Here is a 14,190-nt window from a genome sequence, read left to right on the forward strand (position 1 = left end):
TCTCACCTGTGAAAGGATTCCTTGCGAATCTACAGGCTAGTCGTTGGAGAGTGAAGGGCCTAATGTCTATCCCATTGGCAATCGCCATCCACGGCAGTAAGGCATGAATACGCAGTGTCTGTACCTGTACGCCAAGCTGTTGAGGCACCGTCTTACGTCGCCCAGAGCGACCTTCGCAGGCTGCCAACCCAATGGAGTCGAGCATGACAACGATAGAGCGCCCTGCCATTTTCGCGTTCGCATCTCTGGGCCTGATCTGGGGCAGCAATTTCATTTTCATGAAGTGGGCGGCCGAACTGATCAGTCCTATCCAGATCGTGTTCCTGCGAGTGCTGTTCGGTTTCTTCCCGATTCTGGCGCTCGCGCTTTATCGCGGCGTCCTGCAAAAGCAACACCTGCGTCACTGGCCCCACTTCCTTGTCATGTCGATATTGGCGACCGTGTTGTATTACTACGCCTTCGCAAAGGGGACCGCGCTGCTGCCATCCAGTGTCGCCGGCATGCTCAGCGGTGCCATCCCGCTTTTTACGTTTGTGCTGACGACGCTGTTCCTGAAGCAAGAGTCGATAAACGTCAGAAAGATCGTCGGCGTGGTATTGGGGTTCCTGGGTGTGCTGTTGATCGCTCGCCCCTGGAGCACCGGTACTGGCGGGCTCGATCCGTGGGGCGTGGGCTACATGATCCTGGGGTCGCTCAGTCTCGGAAGCTCGTTCGTCTATGCCAGGCGATTCATGTCGAACCTGGAAATCGCGCCCCTCGCGTTGTCCACATATCAGGTCGGATTGGCGCTCTTCATTCTCGCGCTGATGACGCCCTATTCGGGCTTGAGCAACATCGGCCAGAGTGGCGTCGCCTTGAGCGGACTCGTCCTCGGTCTTGGACTGACCGGCACCGGGATCGCGTATGTCCTCTACTACTTCATCGTACAGCGGATGGGAGCGGTGCAAGCCTCGACAGTGACGTACCTGCCACCGGTGGTGGCGCTGCTGATCGGCATACTTGTTGGGGAGGGGCTGCGAGCAATGGATTTGATGGCGATGAGCGCAATTCTCGTTGGCGTGTATGTGATCCAGACGCCAGTTCGGCAGCGCTAGGAACGTCCGCTCATGGCTCAGTTCAGAGACAGACGCAACACTTCGCTTCTTTCGACAAAGCTGCGCTGGGCGAAGCCAAAACCCATAGTTGCCGGTCAGCATTGGCTGAAATTGGTCGACTGCGGCCTGTCGCTGCTGCGCAATCCATTAAACGCAGGGTTTGATTCTATTGCCCGCGACAGGCTGCCGGTTTCGCGGATGGCTTCCAACAGCGCTAGGTCTTCAATCGACAGCATGTTCCAAATATTCGAACGAGTAGACCGGAAATCTGATGCGTCATTCGAATGGTATCGGCAGATGATCACTCTCAATCCGCAACCAATCATGGACGGACCTACTGATCACTACCGAGGATTGCACTTACCCGCGTTGCCGTCGTTTACCACAGTGGCTGGCGACGGCGCCATGCTGCTTAAGGTCAGAACTCAGGACACGCGATCGCTGGAAGGGTTGCTAGAAGTAATTCATTCGATTGATGGATTCACCGGAACTCGCAGCTACATCGTATTAACGCCTCACCTAGAGCGCGGGCCATCGCCGGTGCTCTCGGAATGAGTCGGTTGATATCCTGTGGTCTTCTGCTCGAAAATTGAGCAGAAGCAATTGAACAATCGTCAGTTTTCTGTATGCAGAACCGTGTTTACTGGAGCAGTTTTCGGTCAGCGGCAACATTGCTGTTCCCTTGGCCTTCCTTGACTGCTTCTGGGACGCGCATTGCGACTGCCTTATTCACCTCGGTGTTGCCAAGCTGTCCGCTATCCCAGGCTTCAGTGAGCTCGTCTATTCGATCCGCGATTTGAGGTGTTTTTGATCGGACGAGGCAGCGCGTGTTGCCGACAAATTCCTCTATCAGGTACAGCGAATCGCCAACATCCAGCTCCAGTTCCTGCAACGCCTCATCAGGAATTCGAATCGCACCGTCACCATCCCATTCTTCGATCATGATTTTCATAGGTGGCTTTCTCAGTGTGTGGTCTCCGTTGCTTTGAACCGGTGGCACGTTTTACAGATCCGGATAATCATCAAGCCTAAGGCTACGAGCAGCCCCGCCCCCCGGCTCTCGCTTAGGCGTATGTATCACTCCAGCTTCAGCATTAGCACGCATCTGTTCGAGCTCTTTATGAAATGCCTTGTCCTGAACCGTGGGTTTGCTGGTGTACGGTTTGCGCTCTGGTTCAGGCTTGGCTGCGTAAGTCGTTAACACGTCTGGATCGTGCTGCAGCTTTTCTTGGACTTGCGATTCCAGCATCGCACGGAGGGCGTCTTTATCGGGACGGCTACATCACCTGACCCTCGTTGTTCCACCCAAAGCGTTAGCTCCATGATGGCGGCCTCCAAGGCAAGCTGATTCTGGTTGATCTTGTACAGCAGGGAAGGGAGCAGGTCTGCGTTCGACATCGCGATTCCTCCGTGGAAAGAAAAAGCGTAGCTGGAGGTGATGTTAAAGACCGGGCAGTCCACGACTGCGATTTAGGTATTCCCGAAAAGTCATCCGCACTAGGAATGACGAAACGAGTGGATCATAGGCTCAGGGACGTACGACCTGCTCCACTCTGACGTGAATGCTCGGCAATCAGAATCGAACAAACAGCGTCTGCCTCTCCCCTGGTCTTGAACACACCATGCTTGCTAGCTGAGCCTCCCTCGACAAGGTCAACGACCCTGTATCGCTTACTGCCATCTTCCAGTCCGGTGGTCTCAATGACCCGGAATCTTGGGTGCATGGTGCGTTCCCTGCTTAAGATTGGTGATCTAGGAGTACCGGTATGACTCCATGATTTCAACAAGTTTGCAGGACTGAGCTGAGACAATTATGAGTGTCGGCGTGCTCTCTGGCTCCCGAGGAGTCTTGCTTGATTAGGTCGGGCGCATGTCACCATAAATCGAGTTTGCGTCGACGATGATGAATGGCTGAAACCTGCGGAGGCAGATTAGGTGTCAAGGGCTGCAATCAAACCAAGCGGACGATCAAAGCATCAAGAGCCAGCAGTGATTTACCTAATCGACCTCACGCGCAATGGCTTTGCCACCTCTGAAGGATCGCTAGTCCCCCAAGGTGGCCAACACTCAGTCAGTGAGTCACACACCCCTGCGGTATTTTTCCGGCAAAACTGTCAACCAGACTCGCCACCACCATCTCGCCCATTCGCGTTCGGGTCTGCAGCGTCGCGCTAGCGCGGTGTGGCTGCAGCACCACTTGCTCGTTTCCGTACAGCGCTTCGGGAACGTTCGGCTCGTCGACAAATACATCCAGCGCCGCACCTGCGATCCCACCGGCAGCAAGTGCAGACACCAGATCAGCCTCGTTGACGAGTTTCCCCCGAGCCACGTTGATCAAATACCCGCCCTTGCCCAGAGCTTGCAGCACCTGGGCATCGATGATGGCTTCAGCCTTGTCGGCGGCGGCCGCGAGAATCAGCGCATCACTGTCGCTGGCCAGTTGCTTCAGATCGGCGATGAAGGTGTGGTTCACATCGCTCATCGGCTGCAAATCGGTGTAAATGATCGGGCACCCGAACGCCGCCGCGCGGATCGCCACTGCTCGGCCGACTCGCCCCATGCCGACGATGCCAATGCGCATGCCGGAGACCTGGCGGGCCAACGGCAACGGTGCCAACGGTGTCGCACTGTGGGGCCATTGGCCCGAGCGCACGTAACGATCACTGGTGCACAACCCACGACATACAGCAATCAACAATCCGATCGCCAGATCGGCGACATCTTCGGTCAGCGCGCCGATCGTCGCGGTCACGCGGATCCCGCGATCCCGGGCGTAGGCCAGATCCACCGCATCGGTGCCTACGCCGTTGACTGCCACCACTTCCAGGTTGGGCAGCTGCGCCATCAGCGCTTGGCTGATTCCGGTATGCCCGCCGGTGATCACGCCGCGAATGTTCACGCCATGCTCCTGCAAATAGGCTGGCTTGTCGGCCTGCTCGAAGTAACGTCTGACCGTAAACAGTTCATTGAGCCGGGTATTGATTTCAGGGATCAGGATCGGGCTGAGCTGCAAGACTTCTGGCTTCATGTAAACCTCGAATAACGAAATGGAATGGCGGGTTCAACCGCGACCGGCAAACGGCATGGCGGTGGCCATCACAGTCATGTTCAGGACGTTCGCCTCCAGCGGCAGACCGGCGATGTAGCGCACGGCATCGGCCACATGCTTGACGTCCACCATCGGTTCTACCGCGATGGTGCCATTGGCCTGGCGTACGCCTTTGGTCATGCGCACTGACATTTCGGTCAGGGCGTTGCCGATGTCGATCTGACTGCAGGCGATGTTGAATTCTCGCCCGTCCAGGGCCAGGGATTTGGTCAGTCCCAGCACAGCATGTTTGCTGGCGGTGTAAGCGCTGCTGAACGGTCGCGGGGTATGGGCTGAAATCGAGCCGTTGTTGATGATGCGACCGCCTTGTGGCTGTTGCCGGCGCATCAGTCCGAAGGCGCCGTGGGCACAGAGGAAAACGCCGTTGAGGTTCGTGTCGATTACGTTTCGCCACTGCTCGAACGTCAGTTCATCCAGTGGTACGGCGGGAGCATTTACCCCGGCGTTGCTGAACACGACGTCCAGGCGTCCGTACACCTCCGCGATGGTTGCGAACAGCGCATCGACACTGGCCGGATCGCGCACATCGGTGGGCACTGCCAACGCTTCGCGTCCTTCGCCAGCCGCCAAATCGACCAATGCCTGCAAAGGCTCCGGCCGGCGTCCGGCCAATACCAGTGTGTATCCATCGGCCATCAAACCCAGGGCCACGGCGCGACCGATTCCGCTTCCGGCGCCTGTTACCAGGGCCACTTTCAAAGGACTGGACATGTTGTTATCTCCTTTTCAATTCATTAGGGCGTGCGCCGGGTTTAAGGTCGCTGGCTGACGCGCATTTCAAGTTGGCCGATGCCGTCGATCCCGGCGTTGATGATGTCGCCTGGTTGCAGTACGTCGACGCCTGCCGGGCTACCGGTCATGATCAGGTCACCGGCCCTGAGCGCCACCGACTGAGAGATGCGGCTGATCACTTCACTAACCGACCAGATCTGACTGTCGAGGCTGGCGCGCTGGCGCTCTTGGCCGTTCACGTTCAGCCACAACTCGCCATCGGGATGTCCTGCGCGAGTAACCTGCACAATGGCGGTCATCGGTGCGGCGCCGTCGAACACCTTGGCACCTTCCCAAGGCAAACCATTGCTCTTGGCCAGGCGCTGGACATCACGACGAGTCAGGTCAAGTCCGGCGGCGTAGCCCCAGACATACGCCAAGGCCTGGCTTTCCGGAATGTTCGCGCCACCTTCACCAATCGCCACGACGAGTTCGATTTCGTGGGCGAATTCTTCGGTCAACGACGGGAACGCCACCTCACCCACGGCATCAACCACGTTGCTCGCCGGTTTCATGAAGAACACTGGCGGCTGGCGGGATTGACCTTGGGTGTCTGGCCAGGGGTAGTTGCGGCCGACGCAAAATACCCGGCCAACGGGAAAGCGCTGCTGGCTGCCGGCAACCGGTAAGGTCACGGGCAAATCCGGAGTGAAAACGTATTCGGTCATAGTCATTTTTGTCGTTGTCCTGTTGGAAGCATCAGCCTACGGCGGCTTCGTTTTGCGAAGTTGGACGAAAGCCGCTTGATGTTGGAGAAAAACGCTTTTCTGAGCTCAGCGCGCCTTGAGTTCAATGCGATACAAGCGACCGAGCAGCAACGAGTAAGACAAGGTGCCAATCAGCGCCACGCCGCCAATGAACCAGAAGGCGTAGGCAAATGTGCCGGTCGCGTGGACGATGCCGCCGATCACGATCGGGGTGACGATCCCGCCGATATTGGCGGCCAGGCTGGTGACCCCGCCGGTCAGGCCGATCAGTTCCTTGGGCGCCACTTCCGACACCGCGGCCCACGACGATGAGGCGATGCCCTGGGCGAAAAAGGCGATGGTCAGCACGGCAATGCAGATCACGTTCGAGTCGGTGAAATTCACCAGGACGATCGACATCCCCAGCATCGATCCGACTACCAATGGCAGCTTGCGAGCGAAAGACATTGAATAGCCGCGACGGATAAGCAGGTCGGAGACGATGCCGGCGAGCAAAATGCCGACTGTCGCGCCTACGAACGGCAGTACCGCGAAGATCCCGGCCTTGATCATGGTCAGCTTGCGCTCTTCGATCAGGTACGTCGGGAACCAGGTCAGGAAGAAGTACAACGCCGAAGTGCTGGCGAACTTGCCGATGCAAATCGCCCAGATCTGCCGATAGCTGAACAGCTCGGCGATCTGCCGCCAGTTGAATTTGGTACGTTCCTGACTGCTCTTGACCAGGCCACCGCCGGATTCGATGTACTTCAGTTCTTCCTTGCTGACTTTTTTGCAGTTCAGCGGATCGCGGTACAAGTACAACCAGGCCACACCGAAGACAATGCCGAGTGCCCCGGTGCTGTAGAACACATGGCGCCAGTCATAGGTTGTCGCCAGCCATAACAGCACGCCGGTAAACAGTGCCGTGCCCAGATACTGGCCGCACACGTAAATGCTGCTGGCCATGCCCCGTTCCCGGGCTGGGAACCACAACGTCACCGCGCGGCTGTTGGCCGGAAAGGCCGGCGCCTCCATGGCGCCGACCGCCAGGCGCAGCCCGAACAGCGACGCGAAGCCCGTGGCGAAGCCCTGGCACACGGTGACGGTCGACCAACTGATCAGCGATACGCCGTAGGTAAATCGGGAGCCGAAGCGATCGGCCACAAACCCGGCGGGCACCAGGGCGAGGGCGTAAGTCCAGGCAAACGCGGAAAAAATCAGGCCCATTTCGATCTTGTCCAGGCCCAGATCTTTGGCAAGGAACGGTGCCGCAATCGAGATGTTCACCCGGTCGATGTAGTTGATGATGGTTGCAATCAGCAATAGCGAGAGCATGAACCAGCGCCGACGCGTTGGCAGTCGCTGAGGCAGCACGGCGTCCCGGGCGCCGACACCCACCGACGGCGCGGTGGACGGGGAGGTTTGCGAGTTCGACATGAGTAGACCTTTCTATTGTTAGAAGAATCGAGATGTTCGCGCGTAGCCGAATCCGATGCCTCCGAGGCCGGGGCAGAGCAATCGCTACTTGAATGAGAGGCGCGGACAGCAGCTGTCAGGCGCTCAGATACGCCTTCGGCCAAGGGCATTCGGGGGAGGGGTCGAGAGGGAGAAAAGCTTGTTCATGGGTGCGCACCTTTTGATTGTTTTTGGAAGGGTCGGGCTGCATTGGTTGTCACAGTGGTCGTACAACTATCGGAAATCAACGAGGGCGTTAGATCGTTTTTTCTCTTCAAAACAGCCGTTAACGCAGGTGTCCAAGAAAAATAAAATCAGCAATTTTCTATTTATCAGTTAAATATGAACATTAACTATATGATTTATATGGTTTTAATATTTTTTATTGAGCGTCGTTTTTTGGACAGTCGACGTAGCACATGTCGGCGCTGATTGAAAACTGACCCACCCTGCCGATTGAAAAATGACCCAGGACGGATTGCTGATTTTTGCCCCAGCAATTGTGGATAAGCTTAGCAGTAGTGTTCTGGTTGACGATGCATCCAGCCCCACCGCATGTAGGCATGCAGCAGGGCGTTTATGAAGCGGATCAAAACGGCTCATCGTCCTCGATACTCTCTTCATCCTTGCGCTTTCGTTCTCGTGATTTGATCTTTGTCTGGTCTGCCAAGGTGCTGTGTTGAAGGCGGTAAGACTCGTTGCCCGTTTCGACGATGTGGCAGTGGTGTGTCAGCCGATCCAGCAACGCTGTAGTCATCTTGGCGTCGCCAAACACACTCGACCATTCCGAGAAGCTGAGGTTGGTAGTGATGACCACGCTGGTGTGCTCGTACAGCTTGGACAGCAGGTGAAATAACAGGGCTCCACCGCTTTGGCTAAAGGGCAAATATCCCAGCTCATCAAGTATCACCAGATCTGTGCGAAGCAGTCCCTGGGCGATTCGCCCTGCCTTGCCATCGTACTTTTCACGCTCCAGCAGGTTCACCAGATCCACCGTAGAAAAGAAGCGCACTCGTTTGTTATGGGCCGTGATTCCGGATACAGCCAGGGCACTGGCCAGGTGTGTTTTTCCGGTTCCCGGCCCACCGATGAACACAACATTCTGCGCGGTTTCAGTGAACGCCAAGCTAGATAGATCGCTGACCAGCCGGGCATCAGCGCTGGAAACGCTGAAGTCAAAGCCCGCCAAATCACGGTGCATGGGGAGTTTTGCCATGTTCATCTGGTGGTTCACCGAGCGCACCGCGCGATCCGCCTGTTCCTGTTGAAGCAGATGCTCCAGCAGCCATTTCGATGAAGCCGTTGAGGCTGTTCCTTGAGAGACCAGTTCTTCCCAAGCACTGGCCATACCGTGCAAGCGCAGCTCTTTGAGTTCTGTCATTAAGTCACGCATTGCGGTTCTCCTCATCGGTCGTACGGAGCCGGTCGTAGCGAGCCGTATTGGCAACAGGTGCCACCTTGAGTTGCAGGCTGGTTTCTACGCAGGAGGTGGTGCAGTGGAGGTCAGCCGGGCGAGGACATTGAGGATGTGATCGGCGCTCAGACTGCCCGACTCAAGTACCAGCTCCACTGCCACCAGCACCGGTTCTAGACCGGCGATAGCACAGCAGCCAGTACCTGCATCATGATTCGATCACCGTTGGCGTGACGCCTCAGTGCCCGTTTGAGAAGCAGTAACGGCTTCGGTAGATCGGCAAATGGCGCGCCATTACGCAGTGCACCAGGCTTGCGTTCGATAAGCGGGATGTAATGCTGCCAGTCAAAACTGACCTGATCTCGATCAAAGAGGCGCTCGTGACTAGCGATCACCGTTTCATCGGCGATGACCACGATTCGCGAAGGATACAGACGGCTGCTGACCCACTGGCCGACTCGCTCACATGGCACTGAATAGCGATTTCGCGCCACGCTGATCAGGCAGGTGCTGGAGACCCGCACGGTACGTTCGACGTAGCCATCAAACGCTGTCGGCATCGGCATCATTTCAACCCGCTCCAGCTCCAAGACCTCGGCCACCGTCAGCCCGCTGTACTGCGGATGCACCAGCTCGCTCCAGAGCGACCGGCAGCGTTGACCGAGCCAGATATTCAGCTCTTCGAAGGTGTGAAACATGCAATCTTGAGCGTCGATCCAGATGCGCCGTCGGCTGTCTTGGACGTTCTTTTCGACGATGCCTTTTTCCCAACCCGAGGCGACGTTGCAGAAGTCCGGATCGAACAGGTAGTGCGCGCACATTACGGAAAACCTGGCATTGACCGTACGGCCTTTGCCTTTGTTGACCTTGTCGACAGCCGTTTTCATGTTGTCGTAGATGCCGCGACGTGGCACGCCACCCAACGCTCCAAACGAACGGGTATGGGCATCAAACAGCATCTCGTGCCCTTGGCTGGGATAGGCAACCAACCAGAATGCGCGACTGGCGCAGAGCTTCATGTGAGAGACCTGGATGCGTCGAAACAGGCCGCCGATCAGCAGACCTTCTTCGCTCCAGTCAAATTGAAAAGCCTCACCCAAGGCAAAAAGTCAGCGGTACAAAAGCGCGTAAAGACTTGCCTTGCTCGCCTCGCCAAGAGCGCACGAACGCCGTGAGCTGGCTGTAGCCGCCGTCATAACCCTCGGCCTTGATCTGTTCGAAAAGTGCTTTGGCGCTTCTGCGGTTGTGCTTTGCCCGGAACGAATCGGCTTTCAGCGCCTGTTCTAGCGTGTCGTGGAATGGGCTGAGTTTGTTGAAGATTGCGCACCGCTGGTACGCCGGTTGAGTGGCTTCGGGTGCTCTGACCCATTTTCGGATGGTGTTTCTCGACAGCCCGGTACGCTTGGCTATCTGATGCAGCGAGAGCTTGTCGCGGAAGTACATCCGCCGGATTTTTCCCAACATTTCCATGCTGATCACCCTGTGTTCTCCTGCTCGAAAAGTGAGCAGAAGCAGTTGAACACCTGGGTCAGTTTTCAGTCGGCAGAACAGCCTCTACTGGGTCAGTTTTCGGTCAGCGGCAACACACAGTGAGGCTTCGGTAATTTGCCAATAAGTATGGAATCCATCACGCTCCAGATTCACTCGGCAGGCCATTGGCATGATGCAATGGTGATCAGCTTCAATTCATCAGGAGATAGCCTTCGAAGCCGATGCAACATCAACTACCTGCCCGAATACCTTGCGGATCAGTTCATTCAACTGGGTACGGTTAAAGCGCCGGCCGTCAGTGCGAACCTCCCACTGGAATGGGATGTTCGGCGAGAGCTCGCCCCAGCTTTTCTGCACGATATCATCCCGGCTGGTGCTGCACGTCGGCACATATTGTCTAGAGCAGCAGTACCGCCAGGGATCTCGACTGATCTCTTTCTGCTGCAGCAATTCGCCGCCGCTCCCGTTGGACACACGCGCGTAAAAAACGCGGGCGAAACGCTGTATCCCGCAGGCAAAGTGACTGATGGGGCTACGCGAGAAGAGGTTGTTCAGGAGGGTATGGCCTTTCTCGACCTGGCCAGGGAATCGGGAAGGCCAATAATCGGCGCGCTCGGGGCCGGTGGTGTAGCTCCAAAAATGCTGCTGGTCGAAGATGCTTCGGGGCGGCTTTATCCTGATGGGCTGTTAAACGACGCAGATGTATGCCGACATTGGTTTGTTAAATTCCCGCGTCACACCGCAAGTAAATTAGACCGCGATATCCTGCACAGCGAGTACTGCTATTATCGTGCGCTGGGCTCGTTGGGATTCGACACGATCGCCGCCGAGGGGCTGGCATATGAAGCGGCGCAGATGCCTAGCATTTGGATGCAAAGATTCGATCGGAACATCACCCACGGCGGGGTGGAGCGCATCGCGGTCGAGTCTATGTACTCGCTATGTGGCGTCAGCAATCGAGGTGGTTTTTTGAACCATTTCGATGTCGTGAATCGGCTAGCGGAAACATGGATTGCTGCCGGCCAAGAATCTGAATTACCGGACATGGTGAGCGAGTACCTGCGGCGGGATTTGATCAATCAGATCCTCGGGAACACCGACAACCATGGCGGAAATCTCTCGATCCTTCGGGGCAGGGAGCGAGTGAACTTTGCTCCCATCTATGATCTTGCGCCCATGCTGATGGATATCGAGGGTGTTGTGCGGATCACACGGTGGTCAGCAAATATTGAACGGTTAGGTTCGGTCGATTGGGGGGCTGTGTGTGCTCGTTTCGCGCATAGGGCAGATCCGGAATGGTTGTTCGATCGCTTACAGGCGGATGTTCGGTTGCTGCTGGCGTTGCCGGACTTGCTACAGGATCTAGGACTGCCCCAGGAAACCTGGCGCTCGCCGATGATTCCGCTCAGGAGTCTCGAAGATACGTTTCGCAGGTGGAAGTTGATGTGATTGTTCCACTCAACGGTTGCTTTATTGACAGTAAAGACAAGCTGTACATCTTGGTCGGCCAGGGCTCGAGAACGCACGCGCTTTGGCTAGCAGCTATCAAGTCGTTGAGAGCTGCTAGCCAAAGCTGATGCTGTGGATAAAGAGCTGGTTGCCCAGCTGGCCGACGATGATCTGAGCAGTCGTTTACTGAGCCTTCCGTGCGTCGGCCCGATCACCGCCAGCCAGCTGGCCGTGGAGATGGGCGATGGAAAACAGTATAAATGCAGCCGCGACTTTGCCGCCTCGGTGGGGTTGGTACCCAGGCAATACAGTACCGGCGGGCGGGCCAACCTGTTGGGGATCAGCAAGCGCGGCGACAAGAGCCTCAGGCGACTGTTAGTGCAGTGCGCTCGGGTCTATATGCAGAAGTTGGATTACCAAAAAGGGGCTCTGGCCGACTGGGTGCGCTCGCTGCTGATGCGACGCCACTCGAATGTGGTGGCCTGTGCCCTGGCCAACAAATTGGCGCGTATTGCCTGGGCTCTAGCGACTCACCATACACACTATGAAACAGGGTCAGACGCCTTGAGCGCCTGACTCTGTTGTTGCAGCAATATCACGATTCACCCTTCAGGTTTTGCGATAGCTGAACAACAGATGACGTGAACGGCCAACCGGCCTGACGAAGATCCTGACACGAAAATCGGCTTTTGAAGCCGCGTCAGTTTTAAGGATCGTCAGGCGCGACCCTCATCGTGGCGCTGGGGCATACCCCAAACAGACGCCGGATAGATTTAAGCAAGCCAACCACTTCACCCGTTATGCAGTATTGCAAAAGTGGGGGTGACCATAGATTTTCGGTCAGCGGCAACAGCTCCGGCATCAGTACACTCAAGCATTTACTACCGCACTACATCGAGCTGATCGGTGATCGCCGCCGGACCTTCCTTTACAACAGAGCTTACTAATCAGCTGTGACGGAGCCCCGTCTTCCTGATGCTTTAGCTGTACTGAAGTTTTTGATCTCAAAAAACGTGGATTGATGTCAAGTACGAAAGACGTTGAGATGAACCTCGCAGATCACGTTCTGCGTCTCCTCGATAACTAGAAAAAGAGGTTCGCGCCTTATGCGCAAGTTCATGAAAGCCTTAACGCTGGCGTCCATCACAATGATCTCAGATCCATTCGTTGCTCATGCTGAAGAGGCCACTAAGGCAGCTGGTCCAGCCTTCGTGGTGCACAAACTGACTGATTTCCTCTACGCCATCGGCGAGCCCACGTACTACCAGAAAAATTTCTCCTACCTGCTCGTAGGTGAGAAACAGGCTCTGATGTTCGACGCAGGTGCAAACCAGAAGGAGGACATTACAGCGGTGGCGAAGAAAATCACCAACAAGCCACTCTCAGTTCTGCCATCGCATCTGCACTTTGACCATCTGGGCGGCCTGCACAATTTCCAGAGTGTGTACTTAGTCGATACCCCTTTCACTAGCAGGTTCAAAGGGAAGGATGGCCTTTACCACGTACCGGAGCCGGTGTACCTGGGCAACTTCGATCACATGGTAGTACCGCCCTTCAAAGTCTCGCGGCTGGTGAAACCACAGGAGATTATCGACTTGGGTGGCCTTCGGGTTCGCTTGCTGAGCGTACCCGGGCACACTAAAGACGAAGTGGCTTTGTGCGATGAGGCACATGACATCCTGCTGGCCGGTGATCACCTCTATCCATCCTGGCTCCTGGCAGGAAACCTGAAGGACTACGTGTCTTCACTCGATGCCACTCTGAAAGTCATCAATCCGAAGACCGCAATCTACGGCGCCCATGCTGATGAAGACCCATCGAGAGTACCGGCCATGACCTATGCTGAAGTTTTGGCCATCCGCGACAAGATGCTGCTGATCCAGGCAGGACGGGCCAAGGGGGAGTCTTTCAGTGACCCAGAGCTCATCAAAAGCTCCGAGCTGTACAAGGTGGAAAAGGACATCAGCATCCTGACCAACATCCGCTTCACAGATGGTCGCGGGTACGGTTACTGATCAGGCCGGACCACCGTATCCAATAACCAGTCGATGAACGCCCGCACCTCCGGGCGTTCACGTGCGCTTTCGGAGCAAACGACGTAGTAGTTGTGTCGCGTCGGCACAGATATTGGCAAAGGGCAGACCAAACGGCCTTCATCCAGATCCCGGGCAGATACTGTTTCATCACTCAATGCTACACCGAAACCTTCCCGTGCAGCCTGAAGCACCATACCGAAGTCTTCAAAGTGGATATTCTCAAGCCCACCACGCGCGAACCCCGTCTCAGCAAGCCATTGTTGCCACTGACTACCGTCATCCTCATGTAGCAACCGGTGCCTCACCAGATCCCCGACGTCATGAATGGCAAGCGCCCCCCGCAAATGCTGGGGACTGCATACGGGAATCATGCGTATACCGTGCAGCAGGCGCCACCAGTAGCCAGGCCATGGAGGGGGGCCATAAACCACCGCAACATCTGCCCGACGCCAGTCCACCAACGCCATGTTCGGGGCCGTAATCACGGTCACCCTAACCGACTCCGACTCCGACTCCGCCATGAAACGCAGCATGGGCGAGATCAGCCATAGGGATGGAGGCGAAAATAGAAGCCCTGGAGCCGCGAACCTCCGGGGCTTCGTTTTCTCTACTCTGCAACCACGTAGGCAATCGCCAAGCCAACCAGTGATCAACCCGAGGGGGACGAACCTGAAGAGGCGGAAAG

Annotated in this window: 11 protein-coding genes and 3 pseudogenes; 5 read left to right on the forward strand and 9 right to left on the reverse strand. The window is 56.4% G+C overall.

Translation table 11 applies throughout. The features are described from left to right. Nucleotides 1-203 precede the first annotated feature (203 nt). Nucleotides 204-1,094, forward strand: a complete 891-nt coding sequence (locus tag RS887_RS28760) for a DMT family transporter (protein WP_322618051.1) — start codon at nt 204-206, stop codon at nt 1,092-1,094. 324 nt (nt 1,095-1,418) lie between these two features. Further along, nucleotides 1,419-1,649, forward strand: coding sequence for an Lrp/AsnC ligand binding domain-containing protein (locus RS887_RS30685; protein ID WP_416340018.1), 231 nt, complete (start codon nt 1,419-1,421; stop codon nt 1,647-1,649). Between the two features lie 178 nt (nt 1,650-1,827). Here RS887_RS30685 and RS887_RS28770 read toward each other — a convergent pair. The 8 genes and pseudogenes from RS887_RS28770 to istA form a co-directional block, all read right to left on the reverse strand. Then, nucleotides 1,828-2,061 (reverse strand): annotated as a pseudogene (locus RS887_RS28770) (AbrB/MazE/SpoVT family DNA-binding domain-containing protein); the annotation flags it as partial. Nucleotides 2,062-2,291: 230 nt separating this feature from the next. After that, a complete protein-coding gene (locus tag RS887_RS28780) occupies nt 2,292-2,492 on the reverse strand; it encodes a hypothetical protein (RefSeq protein WP_322618054.1) in 201 nt (66 codons plus the stop codon). A gap of 673 nt (nt 2,493-3,165) precedes the next feature. After that, complete coding sequence (locus RS887_RS28785) at nt 3,166-4,122, reverse strand: 2-hydroxyacid dehydrogenase (RefSeq protein WP_322618055.1); 957 nt, start codon at nt 4,120-4,122, stop codon at nt 3,166-3,168. A gap of 33 nt (nt 4,123-4,155) precedes the next feature. Continuing rightward, on the reverse strand, nt 4,156-4,914 hold the full coding sequence (locus RS887_RS28790) for an SDR family oxidoreductase (RefSeq protein WP_322618056.1): 759 nt from the start codon (nt 4,912-4,914) through the stop codon (nt 4,156-4,158). A 41-nt stretch (nt 4,915-4,955) separates the two neighbouring features. Further along, nucleotides 4,956-5,648: a fumarylacetoacetate hydrolase family protein gene (locus tag RS887_RS28795; protein ID WP_111283906.1), complete on the reverse strand. Its 693-nt coding sequence runs from the start codon at nt 5,646-5,648 to the stop codon at nt 4,956-4,958. 99 nt (nt 5,649-5,747) lie between these two features. Then, a complete protein-coding gene (locus tag RS887_RS28800; protein ID WP_322618057.1) occupies nt 5,748-7,097 on the reverse strand; it encodes an MFS transporter in 1,350 nt (449 codons plus the stop codon). A 607-nt stretch (nt 7,098-7,704) separates the two neighbouring features. Beyond that, entirely contained in the window at nt 7,705-8,508 is an 804-nt protein-coding gene (gene istB, locus RS887_RS28805; RefSeq protein WP_322615747.1) for an IS21-like element ISPsy20 family helper ATPase IstB, read from the reverse strand. Beyond that, nucleotides 8,501-9,999 (reverse strand): annotated as a pseudogene (istA, locus tag RS887_RS28810) (IS21 family transposase). Before istA ends, istB begins: the two are co-directional and overlap by 8 nt. A gap of 147 nt (nt 10,000-10,146) precedes the next feature. Between istA and RS887_RS28815 the strand changes: the two are divergent. From RS887_RS28815 to RS887_RS28825, 3 genes and pseudogenes are all read left to right on the forward strand, one after another. Beyond that, the gene (locus RS887_RS28815; protein ID WP_322618058.1) at nt 10,147-11,469 is read left to right on the forward strand and encodes a type II toxin-antitoxin system HipA family toxin; all 1,323 of its coding nucleotides are present in this window, start codon (nt 10,147-10,149) and stop codon (nt 11,467-11,469) included. 132 nt (nt 11,470-11,601) lie between these two features. Then, a pseudogene (locus tag RS887_RS28820) lies at nt 11,602-12,045 on the forward strand (transposase); the annotation flags it as partial. A gap of 530 nt (nt 12,046-12,575) precedes the next feature. Beyond that, nucleotides 12,576-13,484: an MBL fold metallo-hydrolase gene (locus RS887_RS28825; protein ID WP_322618059.1), complete on the forward strand. Its 909-nt coding sequence runs from the start codon at nt 12,576-12,578 to the stop codon at nt 13,482-13,484. Here the strand turns inward: RS887_RS28825 and RS887_RS28830 are convergent. Then, nucleotides 13,478-14,038: a LysR substrate-binding domain-containing protein gene (locus tag RS887_RS28830; RefSeq protein ID WP_322618060.1), complete on the reverse strand. Its 561-nt coding sequence runs from the start codon at nt 14,036-14,038 to the stop codon at nt 13,478-13,480. The genes RS887_RS28825 and RS887_RS28830 overlap by 7 nt on opposite strands. Nucleotides 14,039-14,190: the final 152 nt, after the last annotated feature.

Origin of the sequence: Pseudomonas sp. BIC9C, assembly GCF_034541995.1 — a bacterium.
Classification (GTDB): Bacteria; Pseudomonadota; Gammaproteobacteria; order Pseudomonadales; family Pseudomonadaceae; genus Aquipseudomonas; species Aquipseudomonas fluorescens_CC.